Source organism: Arthrobacter sp. Soil764 (assembly GCF_001428075.1).
Lineage (GTDB): Bacteria > Actinomycetota > Actinomycetes > Actinomycetales > Micrococcaceae > Arthrobacter.
The window spans coordinates 14,573-33,697 of record NZ_LMSI01000019.1 but is presented as its reverse complement, the minus strand read 5'-3'; the positions used below and the strand labels follow the sequence as shown (position 1 = coordinate 33,697).

The following is a 19,125-nucleotide window of genomic DNA, read 5'->3' as shown; positions in this document are numbered from 1 at the left end:
AACCCCAGAAGGATTTACCAAACCCCATGGCACGCCGCCAAAGTTCACAGCCAATCGTTGAGAGCGACTACACGGAAAACATCGTCGATATCGATGTGACGTCTGAAATGCAGGGCTCCTTTCTGGAGTACGCGTATTCGGTGATCTACTCCCGTGCCCTCCCCGACGCCCGTGACGGGCTGAAGCCGGTGCAGCGCCGCATCCTGTACATGATGAGCGACATGGGCCTGCGCCCGGACCGGGGCCACGTCAAGAGCGCCCGCGTGGTGGGCGAGGTCATGGGCAAGCTGCACCCGCACGGGGACGCCGCCATCTATGACGCCATGGTGCGCATGGCGCAGGACTTCTCGCTGCGGCTGCCGCTGATTGACGGGCACGGCAACTTCGGCTCGCTCGACGACGGCCCGGCAGCGCCGCGGTACACCGAAGCAAGGCTGGCGGCGGCCGCCCTCACCCTCACCAACCACCTCGACGAAGACGTGGTGGACTTCGTCCCCAACTATGACAACCAGCTGACCCAGCCGGACGTCCTTCCCGCCGCGTTCCCCAACCTGCTGGTCAACGGTGCCACCGGGATCGCCGTCGGCATGGCCACCAACATGGCCCCGCACAACCTGGTGGAGGTCATCTCCGCCGCCCGGCACCTGATTGCCAACCCGGACGCTACCCTCGATGACCTCATGCGGTTCGTCCCGGGCCCTGACCTGCCCAGCGGCGGCCGCATCGTTGGCCTGGACGGCATCCGCGATGCCTACGCCACCGGCCGCGGCTCCTTCAAGACCCGGGCAAAGGTGGAGGTGGAACAGCTCTCCGCACGCCGTACCGGCCTGGTGGTCACCGAACTGCCGTACATGGTGGGCCCGGAGAAGGTGATCGAGAAGATCAAGGATGCCGTCAACGCCAAGAAACTGACCGGCATCAGCGACATCGTGGACCTGACGGACCGCAAGCATGGGCTGCGGCTGGTCATTGAGCTCAAGAACGGCTTCAACCCGAACGCGGTCCTGCACCAGCTCTACCGGTACACGCCGATGGAGGACTCCTTCGGCATCAACAACGTCACGCTGGTGGACGGCCAGCCGCAGACGCTTGGCCTGGTAGACCTGTTGCGCGTCTACGTCAACCACCGCATCAACGTGGTCCGGCGCCGGACCGTCTTCCGGCTCGGGAGGAAGAAGGACCGCCTGCACCTGGTGGAGGGCCTCCTCATCGCCATCGTGGACATCGATGAGGTCATCCAGATCATCCGGTCCTCCGACGAGGCCTCAGCAGCGCGTGAGCGCCTGATGTCCATCTACGACCTCACCGAGATCCAGGCGAACTACATCCTGGAACTGCGCCTCCGCCAGCTCACCAAGTACTCCCGGATCGAGCTGGAGAAGGAACAGGACGAACTCCGCCGCGAAATCGCGGAACTGCAGGCCATCCTGGACTCCGAGGAACTGCTCCGCACCGTGGTCTCCGACGAACTCGGTGCCATTGCCGAGGAACATGGCACCCCGCGCCGCACCGTGCTGCTGGAATCCGAGGCCGTAGCCCCCACCGTTGCGTCCGCCGAACTGGTGGCGGCCAATGGCAAAAAGGGCAAGGCCGCGCCGCTGGCACTGGAGATCGCTGACGACCCCTGCTGGGCCATCCTCACCGCCTCCGGGCAGGTGGCCCGCACCAGCAACCAGGAGCCGCTGGCCGAGGCCGGGCCCCGGAGCAAGCATGACGTGTACGCCTCCGTGGTGAAGACCTCGGCCCGCGGCGAAATCGCGGCCGTCACCTCGCTGGGCCGCATGCTGCGCCTGCAGGTCATGGACATGCCGGTCCTGCCGCCGGTGACCGGCCTGCCCAACCTGGCGGGAGGCGTCCCGGCCAAGGAGTTCCTCACCCTGGTGAAGGGCGAAACCCTGGTGGCGTTCGTGCGCCTCGACGAAGTCCTGGCCATCGGTACGGCGCAGGGTGTGGTGAAGCGCGTCCAGCCGGACTACCCGCTGAACCGCGAGGACTGGGAAGTCATCACCCTCAAGGACAAGGACGTGGTGGTGGGGGTGGCCCCCGCCGGAGACGACGACACCGAACTGGTGTTCCTCACCCGGGAGGCCCAGCTGCTGAAGTTCCCCGCCGCCGTCGTCCGCCCCCAGGGACGTACCGCCGGCGGCATGGCCGGGATCAAGCTCGCCGCGGGCGACCAGGTGATCTTCTTCGGCGCCGTCCAGCCCAAGGACGAGGCCGCCGTCGTGGTCACCATCGCCGGCACCAACGGCGCCCTGCCGGGCACCGCCCCGGGCACGGCCAAGGTCACGGCCTTCTCCGAGTATCCGGCCAAGGGGCGTGCCACCGCCGGGGTCCGGTCACACCGGTTCCTCAAGGGTGAGGACATGCTGCTGCTCGCCTGGGCCGGGCATGGTCCGGCCAAGGCTTCATCCGCTGCGGGCGTGGCGCGGTCGCTGCCGCAGGAACACGGCCGCCGCGACGGTTCGGGCGTCCCGCTCTCCCAGGCGGTTGAAGCGGTGGGTCCGGCGATGGCATGGACGGACGGCCCGGCAGAGGCGTAGCTTCGGGCGCATGGACACCGCTTAGACTGCTCCCATGCCTATCGTTCCTGATGCCAAGGACTGGACCTGGGTCCTGTCCCGCCCCTGCCCGGACTGCTCCTTCGACGCCTCCACGGCCACGCCGGCAACGGTTCCCGGGAGCATCGAAAGCATGATCCCCCGGTGGCGGGCCGTCCTCCGCCGGCCGGACGCCGCGCAGCGCCCCGACGACGACACATGGTCGGCCCTGGAGTATGCATGCCATGTGCGGGACGTCTTCGCACTCTTCGACCAGCGGCTGAACCTGATGCTGGCCGAAGACGGCGCCCGTTTCGAGGATTGGGACCAGGACCGGACGGCCGTCGAGAAGGACTACGCCAACGCCGAACCATCCGAGGTGGCCCGCGAACTGACGGCGGAAGGCCACCAGGCTGCTGAGGCCTTCGCCCGCGTCCGGGAAGAGGACTGGGGACGCAGGGGGCTGCGCAGCAACGGCTCAGAGTTCACTGTCCTCACGCTCTCCCAATACTTCCTGCACGACGTCGTCCACCACCTTCACGACGTCGACGGCTAAAGAACCCCAGCCAGTCCGGGCCAAGCGGGAAGCGGCCAGCGATCCGCGGCGCTGTCCGGATGACGCCGAAAGATCCAGCCGGGCGTCGCCGGCCAGGATATCTGCCGGGTTGTGGGTGACCAGCACCACGGTGCGGTCCCGCAGCCCTGCGCGCAGGTCCGCCAGCATGGCGGCCGCGGACTCCGCGTCCAGGTGGGCGGTGGGTTCATCCAGCAGGATCACCTCCGCACCGGTCAGCAGTGTCCGTGCCACGGCCAGACGCTGGCGCTCGCCGCCGCTCAGGAAGGCACCGCCGGGACCGATCCGGGTGTCCAGTCCCGCCGGGAGCCGGCCCACCAGGCCGGCAAGTCCGACGGCGGCCAGGACGGCTTCCAGCCCGTCATCCGCCAGCGGTGGTGCAGCGTTCCCTGACGGCCTGCCCACCATCAGGTTGCCACGGATGGTGGAGTCGAAAAGGTGCGCCTCCTGCGGGCACCACGCCGCCCGGCCGGTGACCCGCACCTGGCCCGTGGCCGGCGGCAGGAACCCCAGCAGCACCGAGAGCAGGGTGGACTTTCCCGAACCCGACGGCCCGGTCACTGCCAGCCACCGCCCCGGAGCTGCCACCGCGTCCACGCCTGTGAAGACCGGGGAGCCGCCCGGCCACGCCGCGGCAAGGTCCACCAGTTCAACGCCGGGCAGACCGCCCGCCCGGCCGGGAACGGACTGCAGCCCATCGGATGCCTCGCCGCCGCTCTCAAGGGCCCCCGACTCCCCCACCCTGCGCATGACGGTACGGAGCGCCGGGAACTGCCGGACCGCCGTCGTCATCGCTGCGTACGGTTCCACCAGCGCAAGCAGCAGGAGCACCACGACGGCTGCCGTGGCCGGGGCCACCTGGGCCGCGAGGACGCCGGGAGCCGCCAGCCATGCGGCGGCCAGCGCCGCGGTGCCGCAGGCGGCGGTGGCGACGGCATGTCCCAGGCCGTCGGCCCAGGCTGAGCGCTGGGATGCGCGCGTGGCGCGGCGGTCCTCTGCCAGCAGCGCCTCAAGCACGCGGGGTGCCACGCCGTTTGCGTGCAGTTCGGCGCGCGCGTCCAGGGCCGCCGTGACGCGGCGCAGGACGCCGGAGCGAAGTAACTGCTCGGCGCTGGCGGATTTTCGGTCGCCCCACAGTGCCGCCGCGGGGGCCAGCAGCAGGCCGCTGATGGCCGCGCCCGCAACCGCGGGAAGGGCTGCCGGGACCAGGACGGCGGTGGCGGTCACGGCCAGGACGGATACTGCCAATGCCGTGATGGGCGGCAGGACCACGCGCGGAAGCAGGTCGCGGACCGTGTCCACGTCGTCAATGACCGTCCCCAGCACGTTGCCGCCCTGCAGGAGCCGGCGCAGCGACAGGGCCCTGCGGCTCAGTGACTCCCAAAGCCGGCCGCGCAGGCGGGTGAGTGCGGCAAAGACGGCATCGTGCAGCAGCAGCCGCTCCCAGTAGCGGAAGACGGCCCGGCCGATGCCGAAGAACCGGACGCCGACAATGGCGGTCAGGAGGTAGAGGATGGGCGGCTGCTCGCTGGCGCGGATGATGAGCCAGCCGGACAGGCCGGAAAGCGCGACGGCGAAGACGGCCGCCAGGGTGCCGACCAAAGCGGCCGCGGCAAACTTTCCCCGCACCGGTGCCAGGAGGGCGGCGAGGAGGCGGACCGGGCCAGGTGCGGCCTGGGCGGGCTGGCTGGTGCCGGCGTTGTTGCCTGCGTTGCCCACGGCCGCCACTGCTGGGGCAGGGTCCGCGGCGGCAGCGGGCAGGAGCTGCTCACCGCTGTCATCCCGGAGTGTTGCCGGCGCGGCCTGGCTCCCCGTTCCCACCGGCACTAGGAGGTCTGCGAGCTGGCGGGTGCGCTGGTTGTGGGCCACCAGGATGACGGTGGCCTGGCCGCGGAGCCGCCGGATGGCGTACTCCACCACGAGCGCGGAAGTATCGTCCAGATGGGCCGTGGGCTCGTCCAGCAGCAGGAGGGTGGCACCGGCCTCGATCCTGGCCAGCCCGCGGGCCAGGGCCACGCGGCGCAGCTCGCCGGGGCTCAATTCCGCCTGGTGCTTCGCGGCCAGGTGGGCTGCTCCGGCGCGGTCGAGGCAGCGGCGGGCAGTCTCTTCGGCGGCCAACCGGTCCGTCCCCCGGCCGGGGTCCGGCAAAAGGTACAGCAGCACCTCGTCCAGGACGGTGCCTGCCACCATGACGGGGTGCTGCGGCACCCAGGCCACGGCACGGCGGTCCAGTCCGCTGACGGATCCGGTGATGACCGTCCCGCCGCCGGCGCCGATGGTTCCGGCCAGCACGCCCAGGATGGTGCTCTTGCCCGCGCCGCTGGGTCCGTCCAGGGCGGTGATCCTGTCCTGCGGCGCGGTGAAGGTGAGGGGTCCCACGGCTGCTTCGGACCGTCCGGGGTAGGTCACAGTAAGTCCGGTGACCTCCAGCGGGGCACCGGGCCTGCCGGCCTTTGCCGCCGGCAGGGGTGTTGGCTCGGGGGCGCCGGTCACGGCGGCGGTTTCCGCGAGCGCCACCCGGCCGTCGTCGCTGGCGTGGTGGGCGGTGCCCAGTTCACGCAGCGGAAGGTAGCAGTCCGGTGCGAGGAGGAGCGCCAGCAGGCCGGCTTCCAGTGGCATGTCGCCGTGGACCAGCCGCACCCCGATGAAGACGGCAACGACGGCCACCGAAATGGTGGCGATGAGTTCCAGGGCCAGGGCGGACAGGAAGGCGGTCCGCAGGGTGCCCATGGTGCGGGTGCGGTATTCGTCGGAGATTTCCTCCAGGGCCTTGCGCTGGGCGGTGGCCCGGCCCAGTCCCACCAGGACCGGCAGGCCTTTGGCCAGCTCCAGCATGTGGGCGCTCAGCCGGGCAAGCGACGCCTGCGCCTCGCGGACGCTGTCCTCGGTGTACCGGCCGATCAGCACCATGAACACCGGGATCAGGGGCACGGTGAGGACAATAACCAGCGCGCTCACCCAGTCCGCGAAGAGGATCCGGGCCCCCAGCAGCAGTGGCACGGCCGCGCAGTTGACCAGCGCGGGAAGGAACTGGGTGTAGTAGCTGTCCAGGGCGTCCAGTCCGCGGGTTGCCAGTACTGCCAGGCCGCCGTCGGCAGGGCCTGAGGACCGGACGCCCGTGCGCAGGGCACGCGCCAGCAGCTCCGCCCGGAGCTCTTCCTTGACTCCCAGGGCAGCGCGGCGGGCGGCGACGGCCTGGCCCCAGACGGTCAGCGATCGGAGGACGACGCCGGCGAGTCCGGCCGTAAGCTGGGTTGCCCAGGCAGGGTTCCCGGCTACAAGGCCGGCCAGGACGGAGGCCACCGCCTGGCCGATCAGGACCAGGGACAGGGCTTTGAGGGCGGCCAGGACTCCCAGCCAGTAGATGGCGGAGCGGGTTGCCGGACCGGCAGGAAAGGTGGGCCGCACGTCAGCCCTTGGTGGTGAACGCCTTGGCGGCCACCGCCGGGAGGAAGCTGTGGGCTTCCGGGATGTGGGCGGCACTGACGCGGCGGCGGAACACCCAGTAGGTCCAGGCCTGGTAGGCGATCACCAGGGGAAGGCCGACAGCCGCCACGATGCTCATCAGTCCCAGGGTGTAGTCCGAGGAGGACGCGTTGGAGATGGTGAGGTCGAAGGCGCTGTCCAGCGTGGAGGGCAGCACCACGGGGAACACGGCGCCGAAGATGGACGCCGTGCCGAGCACCAGGAAGGCGCCCAGGGCCAGGAAGGACCGGCCTTCAGAGCCGTTCCGGGCCAGCAGCCAGGCAGTAACGGCAGCAGCAACGGCCAGGATGACGGCGGCCCAGGTCCAAAGCTTGCCGTCCATGAACTGGATGGCGAGGGCCCACGCGGCGATGGGCAGGAGCAGGACCGGAAGGAGCCGCACGAACCACTCGCGGGCACGGTGCCGGACCTCCCCATCGGTTTTGAGGGCCAGGAATGCCAAGGCATGGAGCAGTGCGAAGCCCACCACCGCGATGCCGCCCAGCAGGGCGTAGCCGCTGAACCAGGCCATGGGGCCGCCTTCACGGTCGCCGTTGGCGTTCAGCGGGAGGCCGGTGGTGGTGAGGGCCAGGGCGGCGCCGACGCCGAAAGCCGCGAAGAACGAGCCCAGCGCGATGGCCCAGTCCCACCGGTTCCGCCAGCTGTCCGTGTCCACCTTGCCGCGGTATTCGAACGCCACCGCACGGAAGATCAGGGCCAGCAGGACCACCAGCAGCGGGAGGTAGAGCGCGGAGAACAGCGACGCGTACCAGAGGGGGAAGGCTGCGAAGGTGGCGCCGCCGGCGGTCAGGAGCCACACCTCGTTGCCGTCCCAGACAGGTCCGATGGTGTTCAGCAGCACCCGGCGCTCGGTGTTGTTGCGGGCGAAGAGCTTCATCAGCATCCCCACGCCCAGGTCGAAGCCCTCCAGGAAGAGGTAGCCGGTCCACAGCACCGCGATGGCGATGAACCAAATGGTGGGAAGCAGTTCCATTGTGTGTTTCCTCTGCTAGTAGGCGAAGGCCAGGACGTCGTCGGCGGGTTTGGTATCGCCGGGGCCGCCGGGGCCCGGCGTCGCGTCCTCGTTCTCGTCCACCGGTGCATGGCCGAGTTCGGGCATTGCGGAGACCACGCCGCCGCGGATGTATTTGACCAGCAGTTTGACTTCCACCACCAGCAGGACTGCGTAGACGGCGGTCAATGCCACCAGCGAGGCGATCAGTTCCCCCGCAGAGACACCCGGTGAGACGGCGGCGGCGGTGAACATGAACACCTGGTCGATGCCGCTGGGGTCAGGGTTGGGAGCCACGACGAACGGCTGGCGGCCCATTTCGGTGAAGATCCAGCCGGCGGCGTTGGCGCCGAACGGGGCCAGGATGCCGAAGACAGCCAGCCGCATGAGCCCCCGCGACTCCGGCACGGTTCCCTTGCGGGTGAGCCAGAGCGCCACCAGTGCGGCCAGGGCGGCCAGGCCGCCAAAGCCGATCATCATCCGGAACCCCCAGTAAGTGACTTCCATGACGGGCACGTATTCGATCTCCTGGCCCGCGCGCTCACCGTAGATGGGGTTGTCGGGCAGGTTGGTTCCGTAGTTGGCCTTGTATTCGGGCAGCAGGCTGTTTACGCCCTTGACCTCGGTGGTGAAGTCGCCCTTGGCCAGGAAGGACAGGATGCCCGGGACCTCGATCACTGCCACGACGTCATCGCAGTTCCTGGACCCCACGTTGCCGATGCTTAGGACGGAGAAGCCGGTGCCGTCGTGGCAGGCCGCCTCCGCGGCTGCCATCTTCATGGGCTGCTGCTGGAACATCAGCTTGCCCTGCAGGTCGCCGGTCACCGCGGTGCCGGCGAAGGAGATCATGGCCACCACGGCGCCGATCCGCAGGGAGCGGATCCATACGCTGTGGTCTGCACGGTCACGGCCTGGGATGCGGACGTCTTCACCCGGGATGACCTTGCCGTCGGCACCCACGGTGTCAACGCCGTCGTGCCGCCTCCGCCAGAGGTGGTACCAGGCGATGCCCAGGAGGAAGCCGCCGGCCACGGCCAGGGCACCGAAAAGGGTGTGCGGGACGGCCACCAGCGCGGTGTTGTTGGTGAACACGGCCCAGGCATCGGTCATGACGGGCCGGCCGTTGATCATTTCCACGCCTACCGGATGCTGCATCCAGCTGTTGGCCACGATGATGAAGTAGGCGGAAAGAGCCGACCCGATGACGGCCACCCAGAGGCAGGCAAGGTGGATGGCGGGCTTGAGCTGCTTCCAGCCAAAAATCCACAGGCCCAGGAACGTCGATTCAACGAAGAAGGCCAGGAGGGCTTCAAGGGCCAGCGGGGCACCGAAGACGTCCCCCACGAACCGGCTGTACTCGCTCCATGCCATGCCGAACTGGAATTCCTGCACGATGCCCGTGGCCACGCCCATGATGAAGTTGATGAGGAACAGCTTCCCCCAGAACTTGGTCATGCGCAGGTACTCGGGCCTGCCGGTGCGGTACCAGGCGGTCTGGATAACCGCGACCACCAGGCCCAGGCCGATGGTCAGCGGCACCATCATGAAGTGGTAGACCGTGGTGATACCGAATTGCCAGCGTGCGATTTCCAAGGCGTCCATGGCGGTCCCTACTGTTAGCCAATGAAGTTTTCTACACGTCGTAGAACTATAACTTCTACAAAGTGTAGAACATTGGCGCCGGCGGGTGAAAACCAACCACCCTCCCCAAGCATGGACCGGGAGGCGCCGGCGCGCCACTGTTCTACCCCATGTAGAACCCGGGACGTTTTCGGGGTAGATTTAGTGGTGTAGTTGAACAAACCTGGTGAGGTCACCGTGCATCCAAAGAGCACGGTGCGGGGAATTAAAAGGAAAAGTGAAATGGCTAGTCTTGGTGAACTGGAACGGGCAGTCATGGACCTGCTCTGGGCGGGCCAGGAAGCGGCTACGGCCAATACCCTGAGGGACCAGCTGGCGCGCACGTCCGCAGCGCAGGGCGGGCAGGGCCACGAAGGCAAGGAGCTGGCCGTCACCACGGTGCTCACCGTACTCTCCCGCTTGGAAAAGAAGGGGCTGGTGGAACGCGAACGCGGAACCCGCCCGCACCGCTACCAGGCGGTGTCCAGCCGCGCGGACCACACCGCCGAACTCATGCATGAAGTCCTGGGCTCAGCCCCGGACCGCGAGGCCGTCCTGGCCCGCTTCATCGGGTCCGTGTCCGAAGGTGAAGCCGAGACGCTGCGCAAACTGCTGGGCCACCTCTAACACACCATGTTCTGGGCCTCATACCTGCTGGCGGTCCTTGCGATAATCCTGGCCTGGCCGGTGCCGATCCTCCTGTCACGCGCACAATGGCCGGCCAGGTCGCCGTTCACGGCCATGCTGCTGTGGCAGGCGATCGCGCTTGCAGGTGGACTGTCCATGATCGGCGCTATGTTGGTCTACGGCCTGGAACCCATCGGGGACAACCTCATCGCGGGGCTCCGCGCACTGGCAGGAATGGTGCTCTTCAATGCCCCCACCACTGCCCTGGGCTTTTGGCATATCTTTGCGTTGTCCACGGCTGCCCTGCTCACGGCCCACCTGGTGTTCACGCTGCTGCTGACGTACTACAAGATCCAGCGGCAGCGGCGCCGGCACCGCGAACTGCTGGCCCTGCTGGCCTCCCCGTCGGCCCAGGATGCAGGGACGCTGGTCATCAGCCACGACTCCCCCGTCGCGTACTGCCTTCCCGGCGGCGCCCGCTCGGTAACCGTCCTGTCGGACGGCCTGATGGCTGCCCTTGAGCCGGCCGAACTGCGGGCCGTCCTGATTCACGAAAACGCCCACTTGAGCCAACGGCACCACCTGCTGCTGTGGGCCTTCGCTGCCTGGCGCCAGGCGCTCCCGTGGCTGCCCACCACCCGGCTTGCCCAGGAGGCCGTCAATTCGCTGATCGAGATGCTGGCCGACGACGTTGCATTGCGGACCGAGAGCAAGGCGACCCTCATCAAGGCGATCGCCATCGTGGCCAGCGGCTCGGCGGGAAACGCCGGCGCCGGTGACATCCGGCCGTCCTCGCCCACGCTGGCCCTGTCAGGGCTGGAGGCGGCGTCGGGCGGACCGGGTTCGGACGCCGTCAGGACCGCGGCCTCGCGGGTCAGCCGCCTCCTGACGCCGCAGCCCCAGCTTCCCGCCGCCGTCCGCAGCGCCGTCCTGGCCGGCTCCGTCCTGCTGCTGGCGTTGCCCACGGCGCTGCTGGTGGTTCCCGGGCTGCTCGGCTGACGCCGGCGCGCTGGACCTGCCTTCAATCAGGCGTCGATGCGCTCCCGGTCAAGGCTTGAGGCACCCGCGATGATGAAGTCCTTGCGCGGGGAAACGTCGGAGCCCATCAGGAGGTCGAAGATCTCCTCTGCCTGCTGCGCGTTTTCGATCCCCACCTTGCGCAGGGTGCGGTGCCGCGGGTCCATGGTGGTTTCCGCCAGCTGCTCGGCGTCCATCTCCCCCAGGCCCTTGTACCGCTGGATGGGTTCCTTGTACCGCTTGCCCTCCTTGGCCAGGCGGGCCAGCAGGACGTGGAGTTCGGCCTCGGAGTAGGTGTAGATCATTTCGTTGGCCTTCTGGCCGGCGTTGATGACCTCCACCCGGTGCAGCGGCGGAACCGCGGCAAACACCCTGCCCTCCAGGATCATGGGCCGCATGTAGCGGAAGAAAAGGGTCAGCAGCAGGGTCCGGATGTGGGCCCCGTCCACGTCGGCGTCGGTCATGAGGATCACCTTGCCGTACCGCGCGGCACTGATGTCGAAGCTGCGGCCGGAGCCCGCGCCCACCACCTGGATGAGGGCGGCGCATTCGGCGTTGGAGAGCATGTCCCCCACTGACGCCTTCTGGACGTTGAGGATCTTGCCGCGGATGGGCAGGAGCGCCTGGAAGTCGGAGGAGCGGGCCAGCTTGGCGGTGCCGAGTGCGGAGTCGCCTTCCACGATGAACAGCTCGGAACGTTCGACGTCGTCCGTCCGGCAGTCAGCGAGCTTGGTGGGCATCGAGGAGGTTTCCAGCGCATTCTTGCGCCGTTGGGTCTCCTTGTGCACACGTGCGGAGATGCGGGACTTCATCTCGCTGACGATCTTTTCCAGCAGCAGGGCGGACTGGGCTTTGTCGTTCCGGTTGCTGGAGGACAACTTGGCGGAGATTTCACGCTCCACCACCCTTGCCACGATGGCACGCACCGCGCTGGTGCCCAGGATTTCCTTGGTCTGGCCCTCGAACTGCGGTTCCGCGAGCCGAACCGTCAGCACCGCCGTCAGGCCGGCGAAGATGTCGTCCTTTTCGATCTTGTCGTTTCCGGCCTTGAGTTTGCGGGCATTGGTCTCGACCGCTTTACGGAATGTCTTGACCAGCGCCTGCTCGAACCCGGACTGGTGGGTGCCGCCCTTGGGGGTGGCGATGATGTTCACGTAGCTGCGCACGGTGCTGTCGTAGCCGATGCCCCACCGCAGCGCCACGTCCACTTCACAGTCACGTTCAACCTCGGCCAGCTGGCTGTGCCCGCGTTCGTCAAGGACCGGGACGGTCTCCTTGAACTTCCCCGATCCGTGCAGCCGCCATACGTCGGTGACGGCCGGGTCCGCGGCGAGGAACTCGACGAACTCGGAGATTCCACCGTCGTGGTGGAAGACCTCTTCATGCGGGCCCGCTTCGCCCGGGGTTCCGGGGAGCTTGCGTTCGTCCCGCACGGTGAGCTTGAGGCCCGGCACCAGGAAGGAGGTCTGGCGGGCACGGGCAACGAGGTCCTCGTAGGAGAACTTGGCATCGGGGGTGAAGATCTGCCGGTCCGCCCAGTAGCGGATCCGGGTTCCGGTGACGCCGCGCTTGGCCTTGCCCACGATGTCGAGCACCGAGTCATCGACGAACGGGGTGAACGGCGCTGAGGGGTCCAGGCGGGACCCGGTGTCCTTGAAGCGGCCCGGCTCGCCGCGGCGGAAGGACATTTTGTACGTCTTGCCGCCGCGGTCCACCTCGACGTCCAACCGGGATGACAGGGCGTTGACCACTGACGCGCCGACGCCGTGCAGGCCGCCCGAGGCGGTGTAGGAGCCGCCGCCGAACTTTCCGCCGGCGTGCAGCTTAGTGAACACCACTTCGACGCCGGTGAGGCCCGTCTTGGGTTCCTTGTCGATGGGGATGCCGCGGCCGTCGTCGTGGATCTCCACGGAGTTGTCAGCGTGCAGGATGATGCGGATGTCGTGGCCGAACCCGGCCAGCGCCTCGTCAACGGAGTTGTCGATGATCTCCCAGAGGCAGTGCATGAGGCCACGCGAGTCGGTTGAGCCGATGTACATGCCCGGGCGCTTGCGGACCGCTTCGAGGCCCTCCAGTACGGAAAGGTGCCGGGCGGTGTACTCAGAGCTTGGTGCCACTGGTGATGAACTCCTTCAGGGACGTGGAAGCGGCGCTGGGACCGCACCTTCCAGAGTAGTCGGCGGCAGCGGCCACAGGCGCCTGCCACACCCTCAACGCCATGTGCGGCGCGCCACCAGCCCTTGTGATGCACGGGACTGGGCAATTCTTGACCTAACCTTGCGGATACGCGGACAGCGAACTTGCCCCATCCTTGCGATGGTTCGGATACGAATACTGGTTATATAGATGTACTGATCTACTAAGGAGGCCGACATGACAACAGCAGTGGCAGACCGCACACTAAACGCACTCGACCGGTGCGACCGTTGCGGAGCTCAGGCATATGTCCGGGTTGTACTCGAGTCCTCCGGCGGTGAGCTGTTGTTCTGCGGCCACCACGCCCGTGCAGTCGAGGCGACGCTCAAGCCGTTGAGCTCCGACTGGCACGACGAGACGGGAAAGCTTCACGAGAAAGCTGCCGTGGAAATCGACTAGATGAGGCATCGGTAACAACGAACCTGCGGGGCCCTTCCATTCAGGAAGGGCCCCGCAGCCGTTTAGGCCCCGCAGCCGTTTAACGGCACAGAGACAGACACTGCCGGCAGCAGCTGGCAACAAAACAGGGGCCGTCCCGAAAACCACCTCGAGTGGGTTTCGGAACGGCCCCTGCTTTGATGTGCGGAAGAGACCTAGTCCAGGTAGTCCCTGAGCACCTGCGACCGGGAGGGGTGGCGGAGCTTGGACATGGTCTTGGACTCGATCTGGCGGATCCGCTCGCGTGTGACGCCGTAGACCTTGCCGATTTCGTCTAAAGTCTTCGGCTGTCCGTCAGTGAGGCCGAACCGCATGGCCACCACGCCGGCCTCGCGTTCGGAAAGGGTGTCCAGGACCGAGTGCAGCTGCTCCTGCAGGAGGGTGAAGCTCACGGCGTCGGCCGGAACAACAGCTTCGGAGTCCTCAATCAGGTCGCCGAACTCGGAGTCGCCGTCCTCACCCAGGGGGGTGTGCAGCGAAATCGGCTCGCGGCCGTACTTCTGGACCTCCACCACCTTTTCCGGGGTCATGTCCAGTTCCAGTGCCAGCTCTTCGGGCGTGGGTTCGCGGCCCAGGTCCTGCAGCATCTGGCGCTGGACGCGTGCCAGCTTGTTGATGACCTCAACCATGTGAACCGGGATACGGATGGTGCGGGCCTGGTCGGCCATGGCGCGGGTGATGGCCTGGCGGATCCACCACGTGGCGTAGGTGGAGAACTTGAAGCCCTTGGTGTAGTCGAACTTCTCCACGGCGCGGATCAGGCCAAGGTTGCCTTCCTGGATGAGGTCCAGGAACAGCATGCCGCGGCCGGTGTAGCGCTTGGCCAGCGAGACCACCAGGCGGAGGTTGGCCTCCAGCAGGTGGTTCTTGGCGCGCTTGCCGTCGTGGATGATGAATTCGAGTTCGCGCTTGTACTTCGGATCCATGGATCCGTCGTCCGCGGCAATCTTCTCCTCGGCGAACAGCCCGGCTTCGATCCGCAGTGCAAGGTCGACTTCCTGCTCCGCGTTGAGCAGCGCCACCTTACCGATCTGCTTCAGGTAGTCCTTGACGGGGTCAGCCGTGGCGCCGGCAGACATGACCTGCTGCACTGGGGCGTCATCGTCGTCCGCATCAGAGTAGACGAAGCCCTTGCCGCTGCCGGCGGCACCCTTGACGGGATCGGCGTCGGCGTCCTCTGCTGCGTCCGGACCCTCGAGGACGATGTCGTCGAGGTCTTCCTCGACGTCTTCGACCTCATCGGGGTCAACGTCACCGGCGGCCTTTCCCGCAGCCTCGGCTGCGGCCTTGGCACCGGGCTTGGGCCCACGCTTCTTGGGCTCGCGCTTGCCGTCGCCTGCAGCCTCGCCGGCCGAAGCCTTGTTGGCTGCCCGCGTGGCTGCCCGCTTGGCATTGGTCGCGGCCTGCTTCTCCTCAGGGGACAAGACATCCTGGGCGGCGGAATCCTTCTTCGTGGAAGACGGGGTCACAGAAAACCTTTCTAGCGGTGGTCTGTGGAATCACCATACGGGCAACACCACTATGACCCTGTCAAGTCCGTGGTGAAAACCAAGCACCACCACGGCCGGCAGAGTCACTTAAGACAACTCCCGGAGCGGCTGTAATGTTCCCTTGCGGGGACGGTTACAAGCACTCGATACACGGACCCAACCGGGTCTCGGCATCTATTGTCTCACGATTTGCCCGGATCCGGCCTCCCGTGCCGCCATCCATTCCTTCTGCCCTTGGCCGGCCCGTCCCGGCCGGTCCCATGTCCTCCGCGCTTCAGGCCGGTTGACCCCGCTTCACAACGTTTCCTTTTGCCCTGCGGGATCCGTCCGGAATTTCTGCCAGGCGGCGTCCTTCCGCCCGGCCCAGCCACAGAGCGTTCCCCTGCCCACGAGGTCCAGCAGGAGTTCGGCCAGCCGGTATTCCGGCTCGATTTCAAGGGCCTGCCCCAGATGGGCAGCAGCGTAGGAGCCGCGGCCGCGGCACCACGCCACCCAGCCTCGGAGCGTCAGCGCCGCGGCAGCCGGCGGACCTCCGGGCACCGCCAGCTGCCCGAGGACCCGGTCCAGCGCGTCAAGGCGCGCCCAGTCCGGCACGTCCGGCGCCAGTCCCATGAGGACCTCGCCGTAGCCGGCAGGAACAGCGCCGGTAACGTCACCCGGCATCCGGCGCCGCGTCCCGGCCGCGCGTCTCGATGCCCGCGGGGCTTTCGCCCCCGGTTCCGTTGTCCCCCGTCCCGTTATCCCCGGTTCCGTTATCCCCGGTTCCGTTGCCCCCTGCCGCCGGCCGCCGGATTCCGCCGGCGGCAGCAACGGCACCGCCACTACGCAATGGTCGCTGCCGTCCCCAATTCCGTCCGAGAGGACGCGAAACTGTTCCGCGCCTGCCTCCGCGGCCGCCCTGCCCGCTGCAGCCATTACGAGCACGGCATCGCGCCAAGTGGGAACGAGCAGTGTGGCGCGCAGGAAGGCATCCCGCTCAGCGTCCGGAATCCAAGGGCCCGCGTGGGTCCGGTCAAGCAGCATCTCCCAGAAGTCGAGCACGGCAGTGAAGTGCGCCCTGCTCCGCGACCGCCCGCCAAGCTCAGCCTCCCAGCCGGCCTCCGCCTCAAGGACGGCCGCCAGGTGAAGGGCAGGGACCGGAGCCTGGGGGCCTTCGGACCCGCCCGCGGATCGTGGCGCGGGTCCGACACTGCTGCCCCGGTACACCATTTCCGTATTCAGCATGCTGTCCCTGATCTCCTGCAAGGACCTTCCTGGAAGCGGACAGCAGGTGGTGTCGCTGCACAAGGCGTCCCGCCAGTACTCATCGCCCACGAACCAGGCATCACGCACGGGCATCCCGGCCTGGTCCAGCACACTCTGCACTGCGGCGACCAGAAGGTCATGCGCAGATGGCCTGCCCATTCCGGCGTCGTTGGTGAAGACCGCCAGCAAAGCGCCGTCAGCGTCCTGGTCTGATTCGAGGTAGCGGCGGACGGCACGGGCAAACACGGCCAGGTCCGCCATTGTTCCCGGCCCGGGCAGGTCAAGCCGCAGCGTGGCTCCAAGCCTGGTGCCGTGCAGCGTCATGGCCACCAGGCTTGCCTCTGGCCAGTACCCCAGCGAGTGTGGAATGAAGCCAAGGATGTCTTCCGGCCCGCGGACTATTAATCGTTCTGAAGCTGTCATGGCTCAAGCATTCGCCGCCGGCGATGGTGCAGGCAGAGGCCAATCCGGTTATGTGTGTAACCAGCGTGCAGTGGAGGAAGAGTGGCCGGACAGGGTCAGTCGTCGGAGGGCGTCCGCTGGCCGCGGCGGGCAAGGTTTTCCCGGCGCTGCCGGGCGATGGCGCTGCGCAGCGGCGGAACCACGATCCCCTGCGCGGCCATTTGCCGGCGCACCTTCCGCCGGGAGGCCAGGATGGCCCCGGAACCGACGGCCAGGAGCAGGAACTGGACACTCAGGGCCAGCCGGAAGGGGGCCAGGCCGTACAGCACCCCCTGTGAAAATCCGGTGGCGTAGAGGACGTCCAGCACCAGGCCAATCAGGAAGATGGACACCAGGGCAGCGATGAAGCCGCCCACGTTGACGATGCCTGTGGCGGTGCCGATCCGGTGCGCGGGGTTGAAGGTCCGCGCGAAATCGAAGCCGATCATTGAACCGGGGCCGCCGATTGCGAGCACCACCACCAGGCCGGCCAGCAGCCACAGCGGGGCGCGTCCGGGCAGCACCAGCACCGCGGCCCAGGCTGCAGCGGTGCCGGCTGCGATCAGCAGCACCATGGTGGAGCGGCGAAGCGGGTGGCGTGAAACGAAACGCCCAATGAAGGGACCGACCGCCATGGCGGCGGCGACGTAGAGCGCCATCAGGGCGGCAACAGTGCCGGCTTCCAGGCCCTGGCCGGAGATCAGGAACGGATAGCCCCACGTCATGGCGAACACGGTGCCGCTGAACTGGATGGTGAAGTGGCTCCACATCCCCAGCCGCGTGCCGGGCTGGCTCCAGGCGCGGGCCAACGAGGCGCCGGTGGCCCTGAGCCCCTGCCGGGCGTGCGGCCTCTCGGTCCCCGGTGGGGAATCCTGCAGGAGCAGGAGTACCAGCACGACGGCGAGGGCGGACATCCCTGCCAGCATCAGGAACGCGGGGGTCCAGCCGGACAGGTGCAGGACCAGCGCGAAGGGCAGGACACTGAAGAGCTGCCCCAATTGTCCGGACATGCCGGTCAATTGGGTGACCAGGGGGACGCGGGCCGGGGCGAACCACAGCGGGATGAGCCGGATCACTGAAATAAAGGTCATGGCGTCACCGGCACCCACCAGGACACGGCCCAGGACTCCCCCGGGGATACTGTCGGCGAAGGCCAGCTGCAGCTGTCCGAGTCCCATCAGGACTGCGCCGCCGGCGATCATGGCACGCGACCCGAACCTGTCCACCAGCAGGCCCACCGGGATCTGGAGCCCGGCGTAGACCAGCAGCTGCAGGACTGTGAAGAAGGAGATGGCGGACGCGCTGGCATGGAACCGCTCGGTGGCCTCAAGCCCCACCACGCCGAAAGACGTCCGCTGTGCCACGGCCACCAGGTACCCGAAAATTCCAATGGTCCAGATAAGCCAGGCGCGGGGAGCAGTCACTACTTCATTATGCCCGGCCCGCACCCGCGGCCCGGATGCTGTGACGCCCTGCTACTGACCGGGGTTCTCCCTGGCCAGGTAGGCCTCCACGGCAGCTCCAAGGTCGTCCGCGTCGGGAAGCTCGTCATTCTCATTCGCCAGGAGCGACCTGCGCACCATGCCGTCCGCCTTCTCGTCGTACCGCGTCTCGAGGCGGGAGACCACCTGCTGGACCTCCTCGGACGCCTCGATCTGCTGCGCAATCTGGCGGCTGACCTCACGGCCGGACTCGCGGAGCCGGTCGGTGGGCAGCATCAGCGACGTTGCGGCGCCAAGGTATTCCAGTCCGGCGACGGCGGCGGTGGGGTACTCGGCTTCAGCCAGGTAGTGCGGCACGTGGATGACGTATCCGGCAACGTTGCGTCCTGCCTCTACCAGGCGCAACTCCAGGATGTGGCCGACAGCAGCCGGAACTTCAACGGTGGGCTTCCAGACGGAGATGCCCTCGATCAGCTCGGGCCGGTTCCCATGCACCGTCACGCCGACGGGCCGGGTATGGGGCACGGGCATGGGGATTGAGTGGATCCAGGTGACCAGGTTGACGTCCAGCTTTTCCACGATGTTCACCACGGCACGGGCGAACCGTTCCCACTGCAGGTCGGGTTCGAAGCCGGCCAGGAGGAGGAATGGCTTCCCCAGCCCATCCACCAGCCGGTACAGGGCCAGGCGCGGCTCCTGGTAGTCCTGGATGTGGTCTTCCACGAAGCTCAGGTGCGGCCGCCGGGACCTGTAGTCAATTAATTGGTCGGCATCGAAGACAGCAACGGGCTGGGCATCGAGGGTGTCCAGCAGCTCGGCGTTGATCTGCTTGACCACATGGCCGGCGTCGGCGAACCCCGTGAAACCCATCACCAGGTCCAGTCCCTGCAACTCAGGGCTGTGGAACAGCTCGATGTTGCTGGCATAGAGCGCGTCGGGGTCCAGCAGGGTGCCGGAAATCCGTTCAAGCACGGCGTGTTCCTTTCAGGGGTACGGGTGGACATCCTGCATAACGCGG

The 19,125-nt window shown here is 67.5% G+C and carries 13 protein-coding genes; 5 read left to right on the top strand and 8 right to left on the bottom strand.

What is annotated here, in order from left to right:
- The first annotated feature begins 26 nt into the window (after positions 1-26).
- Positions 27-2,543 carry a DNA gyrase/topoisomerase IV subunit A gene (locus ASG86_RS09850; protein ID WP_056333259.1) on the top strand — a complete coding sequence of 839 codons (2,517 nt, stop codon included), beginning with the start codon at positions 27-29 and terminating at the stop codon, positions 2,541-2,543.
- Positions 2,544-2,577: 34 nt separating this feature from the next.
- A complete protein-coding gene (locus ASG86_RS09845) occupies positions 2,578-3,096 on the top strand; it encodes a DinB family protein (protein WP_056333256.1) in 519 nt (172 codons plus the stop codon).
- Here ASG86_RS09845 and cydD read toward each other — a convergent pair.
- The 3 genes from cydD to ASG86_RS09830 are packed head-to-tail and all read right to left on the bottom strand — an operon-like array spanning position 3,019 to position 9,193.
- Entirely contained in the window at positions 3,019-6,522 is a 3,504-nt protein-coding gene (cydD, locus tag ASG86_RS09840) for a thiol reductant ABC exporter subunit CydD (RefSeq protein WP_082566743.1), read from the bottom strand. The two genes, ASG86_RS09845 and cydD, sit on opposite strands and share 78 nt — an antisense overlap.
- Before the next feature lies 1 nt (position 6,523).
- Positions 6,524-7,573, bottom strand: coding sequence for a cytochrome d ubiquinol oxidase subunit II (gene cydB / locus ASG86_RS09835; RefSeq protein WP_056333254.1), 1,050 nt, complete (start codon positions 7,571-7,573; stop codon positions 6,524-6,526).
- A gap of 15 nt (positions 7,574-7,588) precedes the next feature.
- Positions 7,589-9,193 carry a cytochrome ubiquinol oxidase subunit I gene (locus tag ASG86_RS09830; RefSeq protein WP_056333251.1) on the bottom strand — a complete coding sequence of 535 codons (1,605 nt, stop codon included), beginning with the start codon at positions 9,191-9,193 and terminating at the stop codon, positions 7,589-7,591.
- A 261-nt stretch (positions 9,194-9,454) separates the two neighbouring features.
- On the opposite strand from ASG86_RS09830, the gene ASG86_RS09825 reads away from it, so the two are divergent.
- Positions 9,455-9,838, top strand: coding sequence for a BlaI/MecI/CopY family transcriptional regulator (locus tag ASG86_RS09825; RefSeq protein ID WP_056333249.1), 384 nt, complete (start codon positions 9,455-9,457; stop codon positions 9,836-9,838).
- A gap of 6 nt (positions 9,839-9,844) precedes the next feature.
- Positions 9,845-10,837 (top strand): M56 family metallopeptidase, encoded by a 993-nt coding sequence (locus tag ASG86_RS09820; protein ID WP_056333246.1) that lies wholly within the window; start codon positions 9,845-9,847, stop codon positions 10,835-10,837.
- A 26-nt stretch (positions 10,838-10,863) separates the two neighbouring features.
- On the opposite strand, the gene ASG86_RS09815 is transcribed toward ASG86_RS09820, so the two are convergent.
- Positions 10,864-12,972: a DNA gyrase/topoisomerase IV subunit B gene (locus tag ASG86_RS09815; RefSeq protein WP_056333244.1), complete on the bottom strand. Its 2,109-nt coding sequence runs from the start codon at positions 12,970-12,972 to the stop codon at positions 10,864-10,866.
- A gap of 256 nt (positions 12,973-13,228) precedes the next feature.
- On the opposite strand from ASG86_RS09815, the gene ASG86_RS09810 reads away from it, so the two are divergent.
- Positions 13,229-13,450: a DUF7455 domain-containing protein gene (locus ASG86_RS09810; RefSeq protein ID WP_013600696.1), complete on the top strand. Its 222-nt coding sequence runs from the start codon at positions 13,229-13,231 to the stop codon at positions 13,448-13,450.
- Between the two features lie 194 nt (positions 13,451-13,644).
- Here ASG86_RS09810 and ASG86_RS09805 read toward each other — a convergent pair whose 3' ends face one another.
- From ASG86_RS09805 to ASG86_RS09790, 4 genes are all read right to left on the bottom strand, one after another.
- A complete protein-coding gene (locus ASG86_RS09805; protein ID WP_056333241.1) occupies positions 13,645-14,958 on the bottom strand; it encodes an RNA polymerase sigma factor in 1,314 nt (437 codons plus the stop codon).
- Positions 14,959-15,273: 315 nt separating this feature from the next.
- Entirely contained in the window at positions 15,274-16,647 is a 1,374-nt protein-coding gene (locus tag ASG86_RS09800; RefSeq protein ID WP_056333239.1) for a DUF4192 domain-containing protein, read from the bottom strand.
- A gap of 95 nt (positions 16,648-16,742) precedes the next feature.
- Positions 16,743-18,089 (bottom strand): MFS transporter, encoded by a 1,347-nt coding sequence (locus ASG86_RS09795; RefSeq protein ID WP_056333237.1) that lies wholly within the window; start codon positions 18,087-18,089, stop codon positions 16,743-16,745.
- Between the two features lie 51 nt (positions 18,090-18,140).
- A complete protein-coding gene (locus ASG86_RS09790) occupies positions 18,141-19,079 on the bottom strand; it encodes a proteasome assembly chaperone family protein (protein WP_056333235.1) in 939 nt (312 codons plus the stop codon).
- Positions 19,080-19,125: the final 46 nt, after the last annotated feature.